Source organism: Pedobacter sp. BMA (genome assembly GCF_001027745.1).
In the GTDB taxonomy this organism is placed as follows: Bacteria; Bacteroidota; Bacteroidia; order Sphingobacteriales; family Sphingobacteriaceae; genus Pedobacter.
On sequence record NZ_LECU01000006.1, the window covers coordinates 202,839 to 220,526 of the forward strand.

General features: G+C 40.0%; 15 protein-coding genes. 4 read left to right on the top strand and 11 right to left on the bottom strand.

The features are described from left to right. Window positions 1-44: 44 nt before the first annotated feature. Entirely contained in the window at window positions 45-2,198 is a 2,154-nt protein-coding gene (locus AB669_RS12930) for a S9 family peptidase (RefSeq protein ID WP_197082402.1), read from the bottom strand. 263 nt (window positions 2,199-2,461) lie between these two features. Here AB669_RS12930 and proB point away from each other — a divergent pair, with 263 nt between their 5' ends. Both proB and AB669_RS12940 read left to right on the top strand, forming a co-directional pair. Next, window positions 2,462-3,541 (top strand): glutamate 5-kinase, encoded by a 1,080-nt coding sequence (gene proB, locus AB669_RS12935; RefSeq protein ID WP_047799739.1) that lies wholly within the window; start codon window positions 2,462-2,464, stop codon window positions 3,539-3,541. An 82-nt stretch (window positions 3,542-3,623) separates the two neighbouring features. After that, a complete protein-coding gene (locus AB669_RS12940) occupies window positions 3,624-4,871 on the top strand; it encodes a glutamate-5-semialdehyde dehydrogenase (RefSeq protein WP_047799740.1) in 1,248 nt (415 codons plus the stop codon). 34 nt (window positions 4,872-4,905) lie between these two features. Here AB669_RS12940 and AB669_RS12945 read toward each other — a convergent pair whose 3' ends face one another. Beyond that, window positions 4,906-6,288 carry an MBL fold metallo-hydrolase RNA specificity domain-containing protein gene (locus tag AB669_RS12945; protein WP_047799741.1) on the bottom strand — a complete coding sequence of 461 codons (1,383 nt, stop codon included), beginning with the start codon at window positions 6,286-6,288 and terminating at the stop codon, window positions 4,906-4,908. Window positions 6,289-6,546: 258 nt separating this feature from the next. Between AB669_RS12945 and AB669_RS12950 the strand changes: the two genes are divergently transcribed. Then, entirely contained in the window at window positions 6,547-6,795 is a 249-nt protein-coding gene (locus AB669_RS12950; RefSeq protein ID WP_047799742.1) for a hypothetical protein, read from the top strand. A 67-nt stretch (window positions 6,796-6,862) separates the two neighbouring features. On the opposite strand, the gene AB669_RS12955 is transcribed toward AB669_RS12950, so the two are convergent. The 3 genes from AB669_RS12955 to ffh form a co-directional block, all read right to left on the bottom strand. Beyond that, complete coding sequence (locus AB669_RS12955; RefSeq protein ID WP_047799743.1) at window positions 6,863-7,237, bottom strand: hypothetical protein; 375 nt, start codon at window positions 7,235-7,237, stop codon at window positions 6,863-6,865. Between the two features lie 275 nt (window positions 7,238-7,512). Continuing rightward, window positions 7,513-9,051 carry a YifB family Mg chelatase-like AAA ATPase gene (locus AB669_RS12960; RefSeq protein ID WP_047799744.1) on the bottom strand — a complete coding sequence of 513 codons (1,539 nt, stop codon included), beginning with the start codon at window positions 9,049-9,051 and terminating at the stop codon, window positions 7,513-7,515. A 207-nt stretch (window positions 9,052-9,258) separates the two neighbouring features. Beyond that, window positions 9,259-10,599: a signal recognition particle protein gene (gene ffh, locus AB669_RS12965; RefSeq protein ID WP_047799745.1), complete on the bottom strand. Its 1,341-nt coding sequence runs from the start codon at window positions 10,597-10,599 to the stop codon at window positions 9,259-9,261. Between the two features lie 188 nt (window positions 10,600-10,787). Here ffh and AB669_RS12970 point away from each other — a divergent pair, with 188 nt between their 5' ends. Beyond that, window positions 10,788-13,211 (top strand): DUF5916 domain-containing protein, encoded by a 2,424-nt coding sequence (locus tag AB669_RS12970; protein ID WP_047799746.1) that lies wholly within the window; start codon window positions 10,788-10,790, stop codon window positions 13,209-13,211. A 2-nt stretch (window positions 13,212-13,213) separates the two neighbouring features. Here the strand turns inward: AB669_RS12970 and AB669_RS12975 are convergent, their stop codons facing one another. The 6 genes from AB669_RS12975 to AB669_RS13000 all read right to left on the bottom strand — a co-directional run bounded on the left by AB669_RS12975 (window position 13,214) and on the right by AB669_RS13000 (window position 17,683). Beyond that, window positions 13,214-14,218, bottom strand: coding sequence for a DUF3078 domain-containing protein (locus tag AB669_RS12975; protein WP_047799747.1), 1,005 nt, complete (start codon window positions 14,216-14,218; stop codon window positions 13,214-13,216). A gap of 90 nt (window positions 14,219-14,308) precedes the next feature. Then, window positions 14,309-14,632 (bottom strand): hypothetical protein, encoded by a 324-nt coding sequence (locus AB669_RS12980; protein ID WP_047799748.1) that lies wholly within the window; start codon window positions 14,630-14,632, stop codon window positions 14,309-14,311. Then, the gene (locus tag AB669_RS12985; protein ID WP_047799749.1) at window positions 14,632-15,384 is read right to left on the bottom strand and encodes a hypothetical protein; all 753 of its coding nucleotides are present in this window, start codon (window positions 15,382-15,384) and stop codon (window positions 14,632-14,634) included. The genes AB669_RS12980 and AB669_RS12985 overlap by 1 nt, the downstream gene beginning before the upstream one ends. A gap of 48 nt (window positions 15,385-15,432) precedes the next feature. Then, complete coding sequence (locus AB669_RS12990; protein WP_047799750.1) at window positions 15,433-16,278, bottom strand: glucosaminidase domain-containing protein; 846 nt, start codon at window positions 16,276-16,278, stop codon at window positions 15,433-15,435. Window positions 16,279-16,325: 47 nt separating this feature from the next. Beyond that, window positions 16,326-16,997 carry a glucosaminidase domain-containing protein gene (locus AB669_RS12995; RefSeq protein ID WP_047799751.1) on the bottom strand — a complete coding sequence of 224 codons (672 nt, stop codon included), beginning with the start codon at window positions 16,995-16,997 and terminating at the stop codon, window positions 16,326-16,328. 50 nt (window positions 16,998-17,047) lie between these two features. Then, entirely contained in the window at window positions 17,048-17,683 is a 636-nt protein-coding gene (locus AB669_RS13000; protein WP_047799752.1) for an O-methyltransferase, read from the bottom strand. Between the last annotated feature and the right edge of the window lie 5 nt (window positions 17,684-17,688).

A 17,688-nucleotide genomic window follows, 5' to 3' on the forward strand; every position in this document is an offset into this window, starting at 1 on the left:
TATGCCTCACTAACTTATATTTCTTAAATGGTTAATGTATGATTTTATTTCTCAATTCCTTCTAAAGCGAACAAAAATGCCCAGCGTAAGGAAACATCTTTCAGGTAATCAAAACGCCCTGAGGCACCACCATGTCCGAAATCCATATTGGTTTTAAGCAATAGGATGTTTTTATCAGTTTTCAAAGCACGAAGTTTGGCCACCCATTTTGCAGGCTCAAAATACTGTACCTGACTATCGTGTAAGCCTGTAGTAACCAGCATATTTGGATAGGCTTTTTTCTCTACATTTTCATAAGGTGAATAGCTTTTCATGTAATCGTAAGCATCCTTTTTCTTTGGATTTCCCCACTCATCAAATTCATTGGTAGTTAGCGGAATGCTTTCATCCAGCATTGTGTTTACCACATCTACAAAAGGGACGTCGGCAATGGCACCATTCCACAAATCAGGGGCGAGATTTACCACAGCTCCCATTAACAAGCCTCCGGCACTGCCGCCATGTGCATATAGATGTCCTTTTGAAGTATATTTCTGTTCAATCAGATATTCTCCTGCGGCAATGAAATCGGTAAAGGTATTTTTCTTTTTCATCAGCTTACCATCTTCATACCATTGGCGTCCCATTTCCTGTCCGCCACGGATATTGGCAATAGCATAAACAAAGCCCCGGTTAAGCAAACTTAGGCGTGGCGATGAGAACGATGCATCCATGGTTGCGCCATAAGAGCCATAGCCATAAAGTAACAGGGGGGCATTTCCGTTCTTTTCAACCCCTTTTTTATATACCAAAGCTATCGGGATTTTTGTGCCGTCTTTAGCGGTGGCAAAAACACGTTCGGTTATATAATCTTTAGGGTTGTAACCTCCAATAACATCTTGCTGTTTCATCAGCTTCTGATCTTTCTTCTCGAGATCATAGTCATATACGGAGCCTGGAGTTGTTAAAGAAGTGTAGTTATAACGCAATGTTTTTCCGCCATATTCAGGGTTAGAGCCAATTCCGGCTGCATAAACAGGCTCATCGAATTTGATGTAATAACTGGTGCCATCCTTTTTGATTACGCGTAATTCCGTTAAACCATTTTTACGTTCAGAAAGCACTAAGTGATCTTTAAATTCATCACCGTACTCCAGTAAAACATCTTTACGGTTAGGGATCACTTCCTTCCAGTTTTCCTTGTAAGTTTTATCCAGCGGACATTCCATCAAGCGGAAATTTTTAGCGTTCCAGTTGGTCACAATGTAAAACTTATCATCAACAGGCAAAACATCATATAATACATCTTTGAAGCGGGGCGAGAAAACTTTAAAAGCAGTCTCAGGATGATCCGCATCAATCAATCTGTATTCGGTGGTTAAAGTTCCCTGCGAGCTAATGAAAATATATTTTCCGTTTTTAGACTTTGAGACACCGATATAATTGGTATTATCTTTTTCATCATAAACAACGGCATCGGTTTTTGCATCGGTTCCGAGTGTGTGCTTCTTAATTTTTTCACTCAGTAAGGTTACCGGATTTTTTGAAGTGTAGAATAAGGTTTTGTTATCGTTTGCCCATGCCACAACACCTTCTGTATTGATGATGGCATCCTTATATATTTCGCCTGTTTGAAGGTTTTTTACCTGAATGGTATATTGCCGGCGCGAAACTTTATCTACGCCAAATGCCAGTAGATTATTGTCGGGACTTATCGAAAATCCTGTAGCGCTATAATATGAATGCCCTTTTGCCAATGCATCTATATCTAATAAAATTTCTTCTGTAGCCGTTAAGCTTCCTTTTTTACGGCAATACTTATAGTACTGCTCTCCATCTTCGGTTCGGGTATAATAAAAGTAGCCATTTTTAAAAACCGGCACAGATTCGTCCTTCTCTTTAATCCGGCCTTTCATCTCTTTAAACAAATCTGTCTGAAACTGTTCGGTTCCTTTCATTATCGTATCGAGGTAATTGTTTTCGGCTTTCAGGTAATCAACTACTTTATTGCTATCAGGACCTTTTTTAAAATAATCAATCATCCAGTAATAATTGTCTATAACGGTATCGCCATGAATAACTCTTTTATACGGACTAACTTCAGCTATTGGAGGTTTGGCATCCGGCCATTTTATAGGTTTCATTTCTTGTTTCGTAGGGTTGTTGCAAGCTGTAATTGCACCAAGCAAAAACAGCGAGGGAAATATACGTTTCATCATGATGGTTTGGTTCAGGTTTATGCAATTTAAACTTTTTATCGGAGATTCTGATTTTGGAATAGATGGTTCGGTCTTGTATGGGTGTTTATCCACTCCCTTTTATTATTTGTTTCTCCCGCAGATATAGATGATTTACGCAGATTTAAAGATTATCAGTCATTACACTAAACGAATATTATCATTTTGATAAAAATTCACCATCGCCCTTATATTCATTCGAATTGAAAAAAATAGATGCTAAATTGCCACATCAAATATTAATAATGAAATTAGGGTACAAAAAAATAGTTGTTAAAGTTGGTTCAAATGTAATTACACAAGGGAATGGATTACCTGATGAACCGCGGATTCAGCATTTGGTTAATCAGCTGGCAGAGATTAAAAAGCAAGGCATAGAAGTTATTTTAGTTTCATCAGGTGCGGTAGCTTCGGGAAGAAGCCTGATTAAGGTCTCCGAAAAGCATGATGCTGTTACCACACGGCAGTTACTCGCAGCTATTGGTCAGGTAAAACTGATTAACACGTATTCAAATTTCTTTGAGCCCCATCAAATTAAATGCGCACAGGTTTTGGTCACCAAAGAAGATTTTCGCGACCGTGCGCACTATCTGAATATGAAAAACTGTATGCAGATTTTATTGCAGAACGAAGTTATTCCTGTAGTTAACGAAAATGATGTGGTTTCGGTTACAGAACTGATGTTTACAGATAATGATGAGCTTGCGGGGTTAATTGCGTCTATGCTGAATGCAGATGCACTGATTATTCTCAGCAATGTGAACGGAATTTATAATGGCGATCCGAAGCTGGCGGGTTCGAAGGTTATTGAAGAAGTAACTGGCGGCGTAGCGAATTTAGCTTCATTTATCCAAACCGGTAAATCGCAGTTCGGACGGGGTGGTATGATTACGAAATCTACAATGGCGCAGAAGGTTGCCAAACTGGGTATCAATGTTCATATTGCTAACGGAACAACTGATAATGTGCTTACGGGGTTACTAAACAATGCGATTATTCACACCCGCTTTGTTCCCGAGAAAACTAAATCGGGAAAGAAAAAATGGATTGCACACTCAGAAACTTCGGCAACAGGAATTGTAAAATTAAATGATGGCGCTAAAACAGTTTTAACGTCAGGCAAAGCGACAAGTTTGTTGCCAGTTGGAATTATAGCCATACAAAGCGACTTTTTGAAGGGTGATATCATCAAAATTGTTGACGAAGATGATCAGCTAATTGGTTTAGGTATTGCTGAGTATGGGTCGGATAAGGCCAAAGAAAGGATCGGGCAGAAAAAACAGAAGCCGCTGGTACATTATGATTATTTTTATTCGGCAATCTAGCCTGAATGATTAGTGGAAAAAGGCCAAAGTGAGTGTTAAAATAACTTGCTGCTGCTTGCTTCCTCCTACTACATATACAAAAATGGACTATTCAATATATTTCAATAAGGCACAAAAAGCTACTCGTACAATGGTTGGCCTTGATAAAGGAACCATCAATGTTGTTCTTGATGATGTTGCACAGGCTTTGGTTTCAAATACCAACAGCATCCTTGCTGAGAACGAAAAAGATCTCGCTAAAATGTCTGCCGACGATCCAAAGTACGATAGGCTTAAGCTTTCTTTGCAGCGTATTAAAGACATTGCAGCAGATGTAAAAAATATTATTCAACTGAACAGCCCCGTTGGTGAAATCCTATCGGAGAAGACGCTGGAAAACCAACTGCAGATACAGAAAGTCCGGGTACCGTTAGGGGTGGTTGGAGTGATTTATGAGGCCCGGCCAAATGTTACGGTAGATGTTTTTTCACTTTGCTTTAAAACAGGAAATGTTGCAGTATTAAAGGGCGGTAGCGATGCTGAATTTTCTAATCTGGCGATTGCCAATGTAATCCATGATGTTTTGGCCAAGCATCAGATTAATGCGGATGTACTCACTTTGCTTCCTGCAGATAGAGCAGCCACGGAAGCACTCCTAAATGCCAGAGGTTTTGTTGATGTATTGATTCCCAGAGGTAGTCAGTCGCTCATCACTTATGTTCGGGAGCATAGTAAAATTCCGGTTATTGAAACCGGAGCGGGGATAGTTCATACTTATTTTGATGAATCGGGTGATCTGGAGAAGGGGAAACAAATCCTTTTCAATGCAAAAACAAGAAGGGTTAGTGTGTGCAATTCATTAGATTGTGTTCTCATCAATCAGAACAGATTAGCTGACTTAAATGAACTTTTAGCCCCCCTGGCCGGTGGAGATGTGGAGTTATATGCAGATGCAAAAAGTTATGAAACATTGAAGTCTTCATATCCATCAGCATTGCTGAGCCATGCTACGCCAGAACATTTTGGCACCGAATTTCTATCTTTGAAACTGGCAGTAAAAATAGTTGATGATTTGGATGAAGCACTTAATCATATTGCTGAATATAGTTCAAAACACAGTGAAGCAATCATTTCTGAAAATGCAGATCATATAATGAGGTTTCTTAATCAGGTCGATGCGGCAGCAGTATATGCGAATGCTTCAACTGGTTTCACTGATGGTGCCCAGTTTGGTTTAGGCGCGGAAATAGGGATTAGTACTCAAAAACTTCATGCCCGTGGGCCAATGGGGCTAGAAGAATTAACGAGTTATAAATGGGTGATTAGAGGTAATGGACAAGTAAGAAAGTAAATAAGTATATGCTTTAGGGTAATCTAGGAATAAGTTATATCTCAAACACTTCTCCACTTTTGGGCATTTCGACATCAAAGCCATCTTCTTGTATTGCGATAGATAAACTTTCCATGCTTTTTTCTTCACCGTGTACCAGAAAAACCTTTTTAGGATTGCCGGTTTGTTTGATGGTATTTACTAAATCGTCATGGTCGCCATGCCCGCTGAGTAGATCAGTTTGACGAATAGTTGCATAAACCATCATTTCACGATCTTTTATTCTCACAATGGGGGCACCGCTTAATAGTTTGTATCCAAGTGTTCCTTTTGCACAATAACCGATGAAAAGAATGGTACAGTAATAATTCTGAATGTTGTAATACAAGTGATCCTGAATTCTTCCGCCTTCTAACATTCCTGCAGAAGAAATGATAATGCAGGGGTCGAAATAATTGGAAACATCTTTGCTTTCTTTCATGGTTTGAACGTAAGCCAGATGCTCGAATTCAAACTCATCACCCATGGTTTTATAGAAATCTTTTGCCTCCTGATTAACCAGGTTATGGTGTTTTCTGTAGACGTCAGTTGCCTGGATAGCCATCGGACTATCAACGAAAATCTGAACGGGAGGAAGCAGCTTTTTAGTGAAAATTTGATTGAGGGCAAAAACCAGGGATTGGGTACGGCCGATACTAAAGGCGGGAATAATTAACCGCCCCGGGGTTTTAATGCAGGCTTCAGTAATTTCTTTGATCAGCCTTTCCTCAAGCGTTTGGTCTTTGCTATGGTAGCGGCCACCGTATGTAGATTCGCAAACAAAGTAATCCACAGGTGGGATAGGTTCTGGTTTCACCAATACAGGATAGTGTTCACGGCCAATATCGCCTGAAAAGGCTATTTTTTTCTCTTCACCGTTATCGTTTATGGTTAATACGGCTGCGGCAGCACCTAACAAATGCCCTACCGGAATAAAAGTCAGGCTAATATCGCCATTTATTCTAAAGGCTTTATTAAATGCTATCGTTACGAACCGATCAATCGTGTCCATAACATGTTTGTGCAGGTACAAAGGTTTTGGTCCGCTAAAATTACCTCGCTTGGTGCGTGGTTTCCGGCTTTGCTTTCTTAAAAACAGTTCAACGGAATCGTACAATAATATAGCGCTTAAATCCGCAGTTGGGGGAGTACAAAGTATCTGACCCTCAAAACCAAGTCGTACAAGTGTAGGTAAATTGCCCGAATGGTCTATGTGTGCATGAGTTAAAATTACAAGGTTAATATCGGCTGGATCGAATGGGAACTGTTGATTTTCTTCCTGATAAGTTTCTTTTTCATAGTCCAATCCGCAATCTATCAGTATTTTATAATTTCCAACTTCAAGCAGGTGCATGCTTCCTGTTACTTGTTGTGCTGCACCCCAAAACGTTAACTTCATCTTCTAATCTTTCCGTAAATTGTTTGGTGTAAAGTAATACAATTGGTTGGATTTTTAAATAACAGGGAGTAATTTTTTAGTTATCGCAGTCTTTAGATTTGGCTGATGATGACAACAAGCAAAGTAGCTTTAGTGGTTAACTTGATATAATAGGGCATATCAGAGGTAACCCAGATAAAATAAGGTATTCAATTTCTTATCAACTGAGCGACTATCGTTACTGTTTAAAAGCATTATCTTTGTTAAAAAACATATAGCATGCAAGAACCCTTTGATATAGAAATAGGCCCAATAAATTATTCTGTTTTTCCTGAAGGAAATGATACTTATACCATTTTTAAGGATGGAAAAGAATATATCCAGATTATGAAAGATACCTCTTCCATCTGGTTGAAACTGGATTATAAAACGGAACTTCCAATTTTTGAGGAAGATGAGGAAGTGAATGCCATTGGACAGGCGATTGAGCATTACGAGCCTGAAGAAGGCGAAGAGGAGGATTTGTAGTATATTTTTCCTCTGATATAACGAAAAAAGTCCCGACATGCGGGACTTTTTGCTTAGTGATCAAATATTATCTTGTACAGTTTGCTGTCCAGGTTTGACCATCTTTAACAACCAGCATTTTAAGTGAGCTGGCATCGATAGTGATTCCTGTTAATCCCGAGCCGACGCTAACGTAAGAATTATCACCTGTTTTCTCGAATTTTACACCAGTGATATCAGGGATATTACTTCCGAAGTAAAAGTTGTAGGTTTCACCCACTTTGCTCACCGTTACTTTTCCGTCAGAGCTATTAATTGTCGTTTGACCATTACGGTAAGAAACGGTTCCGTTATAGGTACCAACGAAAAAATCTTTATCTGCCGGATCTGTATCTTTCTTACAAGATACCATTACAGTTAATGCAATTAAAAGCATGCTGAAAATTTGAATTGTCTTTTTCATGTTTTGTTTTTCAATTAGGAAATTGCCTGGTAGAGACAATTTCGATTAGTTAAATGTAACAGGCTGTTTACAATGACTATGCCAAAACGAGTAAACGATGAATGAAGCTTATTTAGCTATTAACGATTTAAATTTTGTTTTATGACGTTAAGTGTTTGGTAAACAGGTGTGTTTGCTATCTCCTTTTTTTGTTAAGCCTGCAATAAAATGAATATGCCATAATTTTTCGTACCAGGATGATTAGCAAACAGTGTTTACTAAAGCAGATCGTGGGATTAACCTGCCCACCCATCTCTATCCAGGCTCCTGTAATTGATGGCCTCTGCAAGGTGTTCAAGTTCCACATCTTCACTATTATCAAGGTCGGCTATTGTCCTTGCTACTTTGAGGATGCGGTCGTAAGCGCGTGCAGATAAGCCGAGTCTTTCCATTGCTGATTTTAACAATTTTGTTCCTGCCTCACTGATGTTGCATACTTTTCGTACCATTTTAGTACTCATTTGTGCGTTATAATGCAAGTCAGGTTGATCTGCGAATCTCAAGTCCTGCTTTTCCCTTGCTTTAATTACCCGGGTTCTGATTATCTCGCTTTTCTCTGCGTTTTCTGATGAGGAAAGCTCCGAAAAGTCGACGGGGGTAACTTCAACGTGAAGGTCAATCCGATCTAATAAAGGTCCGGATATCTTGCTTAAGTACTTTTGAACGATGCCCGGGGCGCAAACACATTCTTTTTCAGGATGATTATAAAAACCACAAGGGCATGGATTCATAGAGGCTACCAACATAAAGCTTGATGGATATTCAACTGCAAGACGTGCCCTTGAAATGGATATTTTTCTATCCTCCAATGGTTGCCTCATTACTTCCAGCACGGTTCTTTTGAATTCCGGCAATTCATCCAAAAATAATACCCCATTATGTGCCAGGGAAATTTCCCCCGGTTGTGGGTTTGCCCCACCCCCTACCAGCGCAACATCTGATACGGTATGATGCGGGGAGCGAAAAGGGCGAATGGTCATTAGGGCATCTGCTGCCGACAATTTTCCTGCTACAGAGTGGATTTTAGTGGTTTCGAGTGCTTCTGACAGATTTAGCGGCGGTAGTATGGTTGGCAAACGCTTAGCGAGCATGGTTTTGCCTGCGCCGGGCGGGCCAATCAAAATCACATTGTGACCTCCGGCAGCAGCTATTTCCAGTGCCCGCTTAATATTTTCCTGTCCTTTTACATCTGCAAAATCATAATCGTAGTTGGCGATGTTTTTAACAAACTCTTTTCTGGTGTCGATTTTAACAGGTGCTAAAAGTTCTGTTTTATTGAAAAAAGCAATTACCTGACTCAGCGTATCTACACCATAAGCGGTTAAACCATCAACAATTGCTGCTTCGCGAACATTCTGCCTGGGAAGAACGAAGCCTGAAAAGCCATCTTCACGTGCTTTTATCGCTATTGGCAAGGCTCCTTTTATGGCTTGAATGCTTCCATCGAGTGATAGTTCACCCATGATAAAAAAGTTTTCCAGTTCATCTGAAGGGATCTGACCTGAAGCGGCAAGGATTCCAATGGCGATAGGCAGATCGTAAGCCGAACCTTCTTTTTTAATGTCGGCAGGAGCCAGATTGACCAGGATTTTTTGACGAGGCATACGGAAGCCGGCAGTGCGAATGGCACTGTCTACGCGGCGCAGACTTTCTTTAACCGCAATATCAGGCAATCCGACCATAAAATATTTCGCCCCTGGACTGATGCTTACCTCGATGGTAATTGTTAAAGCGTTAACTCCAAATACGGCGCTTCCGAAAGTTTTTACAAGCATTTAATTTCTTTAGAAAATAAAGGATGTTATGTTATTCGGGGATGGTTAAGACTAATATAGTAAAAATTTAAATAGTTGGTTGTGTATTGATTGGTAGTTAAAAGAACTTCGTTTACAAGTGAATAGCGCAATGGATAAAACAAACATAAAAAATCCCAATCATTTCTGATTGGGATTATAAATCATCGTGTTCTTCTGGAGCCGATATTATCTTTTACCAAATGGCATTTTCGGCATGCCTTTCATCATGGCTGCTGCGGCGGCAGGATTTGAAAACTGCTTCATCATTTTGCGCATATCTTCAAACTGTTTAATGAGCTTGGTTACTTCTTCAACCTTACTTCCTGAACCTTTTGCAATACGTAACCTTCGGCTTTGCTGAATGGCATCGGGGTTTTCCTTTTCAAAGGGCGTCATTGAGTTGATAATGGCTTCAATAGATTTAAAAGCATCATCCTGAATGTCGACATTTTTCATCATTTTGCCTACTCCTGGAATCATGCCCATCAAATCCTTCATGTTACCCATTTTCTTGATTTGCTGAATTTGGTTATAGAAGTCGTTAAAATCGAACTTATTTTTACGGATTTTTTTCTGTAGTTCAGCCGCTTCCTTCTCATCGAACTGCATTTGTGCACGTTCTACAAGGGAAACTACGTCGCCCATGCCGAGAATACGGGATGCCATACGATCCGGATAGAAGACGTCTAAAGCTTCCATCTTCTCGCCGGTACCAATAAACTTAATTGGTTTGTTTACAACAGATTTAATCGAAAGTGCTGCACCACCACGTGTATCACCATCTAGCTTGGTTAATACAACACCGGTAAAGTCCAGGCGGTCGTTAAACACTTTTGCTGTGTTAACGGCATCCTGACCGGTCATTGAATCAACTACGAACAGGATTTCGTGTGGTTGGGTTTTCGCTTTAACTTCCGAAATCTCATTCATTAACGATTCATCGATAGCTAAACGACCAGCGGTATCAATAATGATCACGTTGTTTCCGTTTTGCTTACCGTGAGCGATACCTTCCAGGGCGATCCCAACAGGGTCATTTGATTCGCGGTTTGCATAAACCGATACCCCTACAGATGTTCCCAGAACCTCCAGCTGATCTACCGCTGCAGGACGGTACATATCACCTGCTACCAATAAAGGTTTCTTACCCTTACCTTTTAAGTGTAATGCCAGTTTACCTGCAAACGTTGTTTTACCTGCACCGTTTAAACCTGCAATTAATATGATGGTTGGGTTTGCTTTAATATCCAACTCTGTAACCTCGCCTCCCATCAGGGCCGCAAGCTCATCGTTCATGATTTTAGTTAGCAACTGGCCTGGTGAAACCGACGTTAATACGTTTTGGCCTAATGCTTTTTGCCTAACATCATCAGTAAATGTTTTGGCTGTTTTATAGTTAACGTCGGCATCTAATAATGCTTTACGAATTTCCTTCATGGTTTCCGCCACGTTGATTTCCGTAATACTGCCTTGTCCTTTTAATACTTTAAATGCTCTGTCTAGCTTGTCCTGTAAATTATCAAACATCTTTTTATAAGCTAAAAGCCCTTGCGCTGAGCAAAAGCTACTTGTTTTTAATAAAAGGCAAATGTATCAAATTTTGGTTGTAAATCTTTGCAACTCAAAGCCAAAACTTGAACTGATGTGTCAATATATTTTTTGCTCCATGCAACATTTATACATCATGGTGGTCTTATAGTCATTAACTAAACCAAATGAAACGCTGGGCATTCCTATTTTTTACATTTATTACTACTTACTGTGCGGCTCAGGATCCGGCTAAGCAAAAGCAGTTGCAAGCCATACGAACTAATCAATTACCCAAAATTGATGGTGTTTTGGATGATGCCTGCTGGGAGCAGGTGCCTGTTGCCACAGATTTTTTTGAAATCAGACCGGTTCCGGGCCGGGTAGAGAAAAAGGAACGCCGCACAGAGATGAAAATAATATATGACGATGTAGCCATTTACGTTTACGCCCGAATGTACGATGCCCGGGATAGTGTGTCTCATGAACTGGTTTCTCGTGACAATATTGGAAATGCAGATTTCATATCGGTCATTGTGGATCCATTCTACGATAAAATGAATGGCAATGGTTTTTTCGTTACGGCAGCAGGGGTTCAGTTCGATGCTAAATATTCCCAGGTAGGCGATGAAGACCCAAACTGGAACGCGGTATGGGAAAGTGCAGTTAAAATTGATGATCTGGGCTGGAGCTGTGAAATGAAAGTCCCATATTCTGCATTGCGTTTTTCCACTAAGGATGTTCAGAACTGGGGGCTTAATTTCAGCAGGAGAATACAGCGCAGCAATACACAAACATTCTGGAACTATGTAAACCCGACGGTAAATGGCTTTATTAATCAGGAAGGTCTTTGGACGGGTGTTAAGGATATTAAGCCCCCACTTAGATTGTCTTTTTCTCCTTATGTATCGGCATATATTAATCATTATCCGGCAAATTTACCTGGTGTAAAAAACACTACTTCAAGGTTTAACGGTGGAATGGACGTGAAATACGGAATCAATAACAGCTTTACCCTCGACATGACATTGGTGCCGGATTTCGGACAGGTACAATCTGATAACCGCATTCTGAACCTTACTCCTTTTGAGGTCAAGTTTAACGAAAACCGGCAGTTTTTTACTGAAGGAACAGAGCTGTTTAATAAGGGAGATTTGTTTTATTCTAAGCGTATTGGTTCAATACCATCTTATTATAATTATTCGGAAGTGAGTGGCAGCGATAAAATTATAAAAGACCAGACGGAGGCGAAGGTATTGAATGCTACCAAAATCTCTGGTAGAACGGCGAGAGGATTAGGAATAGGCATATTTAACGCCATTACCAATAGCATGAAAACAGAGGTTGAAGATGCAAATGGAAATGTAAGGGAAGTAGAAACTCAGCCACTTACCAACTACAATATTCTTGTGTTTGATCAATCCCTTAAAAATAATAGTTCTGCAACCTTTATTAATACCAATGTATTGAGGCAAGGGAGTGCTTATGATGCCAATGTATCAGCGTTGCTTTTCAACCTAAACAACAAAGGGAACAAGTACTTTGTAAATGGTAATGGTAAAATGAGCTATTTAAGGGGAGCTGAAACCAGTACCGGATATAGTTATACCCTTAGGTTTGGAAAGCAGAGCGGTAATTTTACCTGGAGTTATAATCAGGTTTATGCTGACGATAAATTTGATCCATCGGACATGGGCTTTTTTACCAACAATAATTTTCTGGATCAGCGTATCGGCCTGGGCTATAGTGTGTATAAGCCTGGAAAGTGGTACAATGAATGGCAAAGCTGGCTTAACATTAACTATTCAAGGAGGGCAATTCCGGGTGATTTTCAAAGCGCTGGTGTAAACGGTGGATCATACGTACGCTTTAAGAACTTATGGTCGGCTGAAACAGATTTAAGCTATGAGGCTAAAGGCAAGGATTTTTACGAATCGCGAAACGGGCAGGTTTATAATTCCCCTGAGCGTTATGGTATTTCATTATACATTAACCCTAACCGGGCTAAGGCTTATAATTTCGGCGGAAATATCCGCTTTTTTGAACAGCAGCTTTTTGGAGGAAAAGAATATAATCTTTATTTGTTTCAGAATTTCAGGTTAAATGATAAAGTGGCTTTTGGATTAGACCTGAATTATAATCCCAACTTCGACTATGTGAACTGGGCAACCATGCAAGGCGGTCAATCCATTTTTTCGCGGTATGACAGGCGGACAGTAGAGAATTCATTTGACGCGAAGTATACTTTTACCAATCTGATGGGGGTTACGGTTGTGTTGAGGCACTATTGGAGCGACAGGCGAAATAAAGATTTCTTTTTGCTTAAGCAAGATGGCAACCTGGCGGATTATCAGGGTCCTGCATTAACAGGAACAGACCGGAACTATAATGTTTTTAATATTGATCTGATTTACACCTGGCAGTTTGCACCAGGCAGTACACTATCGGTGTCATATAAAGATGCTGCTGAGACTTATGATACCTACTATACCCAGCGGTATAATAAGAACCTCGATGGCATTTTGGCTGCTCCTCAAAATAACAGTTTATCGGTGAAGGTTTTATACTATGTAGACTATCTGGATCTGAAGAAAAAACACGGGAAGATTTAAACTTATCTCGGAAAGGTAAAGGCAAAGCCCAGAGCAAGTGTCTGGCTCGCCTGAATTTTATTGGTTCCGGTATCATCATCAAACAGCATCACACCTGTTAAGCTGGTGTTCATGAAACGGTTGATTTTTGCAGTTAAAGCGATATCTAACCTGTGGTCTATCTTTTTTGCCTGAAAATCTTTGTAAGGGATAAACATCGCATACCTGGCTTTCAGATTGGTGTTGGTGAAAATGTCTTTATCAAAAGCCGTAACTACCTGAAACGCCAGCTCATTTTTGATGTTTTTGCCTTTTTCAACTGCATAAACCTCATTTTTATTCTCATAAACAGCGGTATCGAGAACAAAAGTTTGACGGGCAGTACCTGTACCAATTCTGGTAGAGAAATATTTTACAGGTTTGTATTCAAAACCAACAGATTCAGTTAAATACCCTGGGGCCATAAATCTTGAGATTAATACCTGTTGTTCATCCCCGTTGCCATCTCTGTAGTATCTGTAACCACTGTCAAACTGCGATTCAAAGGTTACTGATCCGAAAAAGAACCAGCTTTTCGATAACTGAAAAGATGCTTTGTTATCCCAATAGATGCGGTCGTTTGTTTTCTTTTGCAGCTGATCTTTGTTTTTAATTTTTCCATACTGCAGAATAACCTCGCTCACATAACTGTAACTGTCTTTGCTGTACTCGGCTTTGTAATTAATAAGACCGCCAACTGCTACCGAATTTGTTCCACCACCTTTCCAGTTATTGCTAAATTGTGCCTGGTTTACATTAATGCCGATGTTGGTTTTTGTCTTCCAATAGTTAACCTTAGCATTTACTACTAAAGGCTTAATATTTACCGGTTCAAAATTTAACGGACCCTGTCTGCTGGGCAGAGGACTGCGTTTCAACTTGATTTCCATTCCTTTCGTATTGATGGGAACGGTATCAACTTCCTGTGCAAACAAATGAGCTGAGCAAAAACTTAGAATCAGGAGTACGGTAGATAAACAGGTCTTCATTACCTACAAAGAAAAAGAAAAATTCGGGAGATAAAAAGCATTTAACAAAATGATTGTCGTACTGACAATTGTAACTCGCTTTTAATGAGCTTACAAACTCAGTTTAAGCCAGCCGAACCAGTTTCCTTTTTTCAGGTAGTTTAAATTGCTATCGTTTTGATAGGCTTCTTTCTCAAAAATGATGTTTCTGTAGGCTAAATCGTGGTCTTTAAAACGGATCAAATTAATGAGATAGTTGATGAGATATAGCAAATAGAATGGTAAAATAAGCAGTTCCAGTTGCTGTCTTAAATGTATTCTTTCATGGTTGATGATTTCTTTGTCGGCCTTATAACGTTTAGATTTAAGCAGGATAAACGGAAAAATTGCCATTCCTGCTGCGGGTAATCTCTTTACGATAATGATGGGGGCCATCACAGTTTCTCAATAGTTAATTTAGGAAGCGGAGGTAGCTGAAGGGCCCTTGGGTTGATGCGATAACTTCTGTATGCGTTTCTGATAAACACATTAAAAGCGTAGTCATCCGCATCGAGTACAAACTGATATGTAGGGCGATATTGTTGCATGAAGTCAGTGAGCTCAGTATCTTTTATTCCCAATACCTGCTGAACCAGGTTAGCATTGAAGCGGTAATCAATAAGATCTTCACGATAGTCTTTTTCCAGTATTTTCTGGAGGTGACGGGCATTTCTTCCCTGTCTGCTGAGGAGGTTGTAAATGGCATCAATACCGAGTCCAACTCCGCCATTCCCCAAATTTAGCAGGTCTTTACTACTTCCTTTTAAGATCTGGTAGCGGTATTCCTGTTTCGATTTTTCATAGAGTTCCTGAGGACTTAATCTTTTTTCCTTGATCACCACATCGCGCAGCCGTATACCCAAAGATTTCAACTGAAAATAGGCTGCTGTTTGACCTTTAAAGATGATGGTATCAACGCCATAGCCCGATAGTGCTGCCACGAGTGTGTCGCCAGGTATTGCATAAGTACTAAACTCACCTTTGGTGTTATTGTACAGGCCGTCGCCGGTGCGGATGTTGTAGATGTAAACTTTTGCCAGGCGTTGTTTGGTTTCCTTGTCAATTACAATTCCCTGCACAGGTTTAGTTTGTGCATAAAGCATTGCAGAGCAACCAAAGCAGAAAAAAAGTAAAGCAAAAAGTTTCATTAGTCTACAAAACTACAAATAACTGTACTGCAATGTTTAGCATTAACATTATTTAACCTTCAGTATTTGTCCGAGTTTGATGCTATCGGCTGTCATTTCGTTTAACATTTTAAGTTCATCAACGGTGAGGTTGAATCGCTTTGCAATGTTATAAAGCGTATCGCCTTTAACAACTGTGTAGGTGCCGTCGGCCAAAATTGGCTTTGCACCTGCCGGAGGGGTATCAACAGGTGTAAACTTCTTTTTCTCCTGTGGGATATTTTGATTGATTTCAGTAAATACCCTGTCTTCACGCGCAATTTTTTGTTTCTCACTTTCAGACTGATCATATTGATAGAGCTGATATTTTTCGATCGTATTGATAAGCAGATCTGGGTATCTGGGGTTTGTTGCATAGCCCGCCGTTTTTAATCCCTGCGCCCAGCTTTTATAATCGTTTTTATCTAACTGGAAAAGAAAGCTATAGCGTTTACGTTTTAGAAATTCGGAGTGGTCTTTAAATGATTCCCGGGCATCTTTATAAACCCTGAAGCAGTCATTTTTCTGATCATCATCACGAAAATAGTTTTTGCCCTTCCAATCCGAAGTACATTTAATTCCGAAGTGGTTGTTGGCATATTTGGCAAGATCGCTGTTTCCACTCCCCGATTCCAGAATACCCTGGGCAAGGGTGATGCTAGCCGGAATGCCATATGCATTCATTTCTTCTATGGCTACTGCTTTAAACTCATCAATATAGCTTAGCGTGTTGTAGCTTTTATAGCTGTTATTATTGGCTTTATTTGCTGCTTTTTCAATTTGTTTATTGTTGCTGGAATATTTACGGGAAGCGCCACATGAGCATAAAAATAAAAGAGCAAAGGCTAGTACATATAAGTGAAGGTATGAACGCATGGGTATGGTGGATTGTAAATTTTTGGTAATTGGTTAAATGTAGCGGATTAGTATTTGATTTTTTGACCGGGCTTAAGCCTATTGCTTTTCATGCCATTTTTTTTCATGATTGCTTTCACAGTCGTTCCTTTTTTCTTTGCAATTACACTGAGGTTATCTCCTGGTTTTACAGCGTAAAGTCTGGCCGAGGTTCTTCTTTTCCGGTGATAGGTGGTTGTGGCATATACAGGCTCTACATATCCTTCAGGGCGTTCATCATATTGGTAGAGCTCATATTTTTTAACAAGCGCTACTACCTGGCTGGCCCAGCTCCGGCTTCGGGCATAACCACTGCGTTGGATTCCTCTTGCCCAGCCTTTGTAATCGTACTGATCATATTTGGCGAAGAGGTTGTTGAAAGGTTCGCGTGTTTCCATGATTTCTACGAAATGGCTGTAGGATTCCTCCGCACTTTCATAATCCCGGTACGAGGAATGAATTTCTGCGTTATTGTTCGGGCCTTTTACGCCAAAATGGTTATTAAGGTATTGCGCAATCCTGCTGTTTCCGGCCGCCGATTCATGAATGGCCACTGCCAGAATGATACTTGCCGGAATTTTATGGTCGCGCATCAGGCCTTGCGCAAATTCTACATGTTGTGTAATGTAATCTTCTGTGGTTTGTGCCCGGGCGATTATTCCACTTAATAGTAAAAGGCAAAGTGTAAATATATTTTTCATTCTTGATTCTATTAATGTCATTGCAAGGCAAGAAGCAATGGCAACGGTAGTTATTTTTTTCTGATTACAAATAACCCATCCCTAACAGGTAGAATTAATTTTTCAACCCTTTCATCTTCAGCTATTTTATCATTAAAGCTAGTAATATTCCTGGTGTCTTTATCCTGTTTCTCCTGCAGTACTTTTCCACTCCATAGTACATTATCCACAATGATGATTCCACCGGGGCGTACTCGATCAAAAATCATATCGTAATAAGTTCCATTATTTTTTTTATCGGCATCAATGAATACAATGTCAAAAACCTCATTCAGCTGACCAATCGTTTCACCGGCATTTCCCAGGATGTATTTAATTTTATCGTTATATGCTGATTTTGCGAAATTGGCGCGAACCATATCTTCCAGTTCAACATTGATATCCAATGTATAGAGCATACCATCGCTGGTTAAACCTTCTACAAGACACAGGGTGGCATAACCGGTGAAAGTGCCAATCTCCAGGATACGTTTCGGGGAAATCATTTTGCTCAACATGCTTAACACACGTCCCTGGTAGTGGCCGGAAATCATCCTGGGCATTAAAACTTTAAGGTTGGTTTCGCGATCGATGTGATGAAGTAATTCATCTTCAGGCTCGCAATATTGAGTGAGGAGGTATTGTAAATCGTCGTTTATTAAGCTCATGTGTT

What these genes read in the sequence shown, in the direction of transcription:
- AB669_RS12980 (WP_047799748.1), bottom strand. Translation starts at nt 14,632, where the DNA reads ATGGCCCCCATCATTATCGTAAAGAGATTACCCGCAGCAGGAATGGCA.
- AB669_RS12960 (WP_047799744.1), bottom strand. Translation starts at nt 9,051, where the DNA reads ATGCTTGTAAAAACTTTCGGAAGCGCCGTATTTGGAGTTAACGCTTTA.
- AB669_RS12950 (WP_047799742.1), top strand. Translation starts at nt 6,547, where the DNA reads ATGCAAGAACCCTTTGATATAGAAATAGGCCCAATAAATTATTCTGTT.
- AB669_RS12970 (WP_047799746.1), top strand. Translation starts at nt 10,788, where the DNA reads ATGAAACGCTGGGCATTCCTATTTTTTACATTTATTACTACTTACTGT.
- AB669_RS12945 (WP_047799741.1), bottom strand. Translation starts at nt 6,288, where the DNA reads ATGAAGTTAACGTTTTGGGGTGCAGCACAACAAGTAACAGGAAGCATG.
- AB669_RS12990 (WP_047799750.1), bottom strand. Translation starts at nt 16,278, where the DNA reads ATGCGTTCATACCTTCACTTATATGTACTAGCCTTTGCTCTTTTATTT.
- AB669_RS12995 (WP_047799751.1), bottom strand. Translation starts at nt 16,997, where the DNA reads ATGAAAAATATATTTACACTTTGCCTTTTACTATTAAGTGGAATAATC.
- AB669_RS12955 (WP_047799743.1), bottom strand. Translation starts at nt 7,237, where the DNA reads ATGAAAAAGACAATTCAAATTTTCAGCATGCTTTTAATTGCATTAACT.
- proB (WP_047799739.1), top strand. Translation starts at nt 2,462, where the DNA reads ATGAAATTAGGGTACAAAAAAATAGTTGTTAAAGTTGGTTCAAATGTA.
- AB669_RS12930 (WP_197082402.1), bottom strand. Translation starts at nt 2,198, where the DNA reads ATGATGAAACGTATATTTCCCTCGCTGTTTTTGCTTGGTGCAATTACA.
- AB669_RS13000 (WP_047799752.1), bottom strand. Translation starts at nt 17,683, where the DNA reads ATGAGCTTAATAAACGACGATTTACAATACCTCCTCACTCAATATTGC.
- AB669_RS12985 (WP_047799749.1), bottom strand. Translation starts at nt 15,384, where the DNA reads ATGAAACTTTTTGCTTTACTTTTTTTCTGCTTTGGTTGCTCTGCAATG.
- ffh (WP_047799745.1), bottom strand. Translation starts at nt 10,599, where the DNA reads ATGTTTGATAATTTACAGGACAAGCTAGACAGAGCATTTAAAGTATTA.
- AB669_RS12940 (WP_047799740.1), top strand. Translation starts at nt 3,624, where the DNA reads ATGGACTATTCAATATATTTCAATAAGGCACAAAAAGCTACTCGTACA.
- AB669_RS12975 (WP_047799747.1), bottom strand. Translation starts at nt 14,218, where the DNA reads ATGAAGACCTGTTTATCTACCGTACTCCTGATTCTAAGTTTTTGCTCA.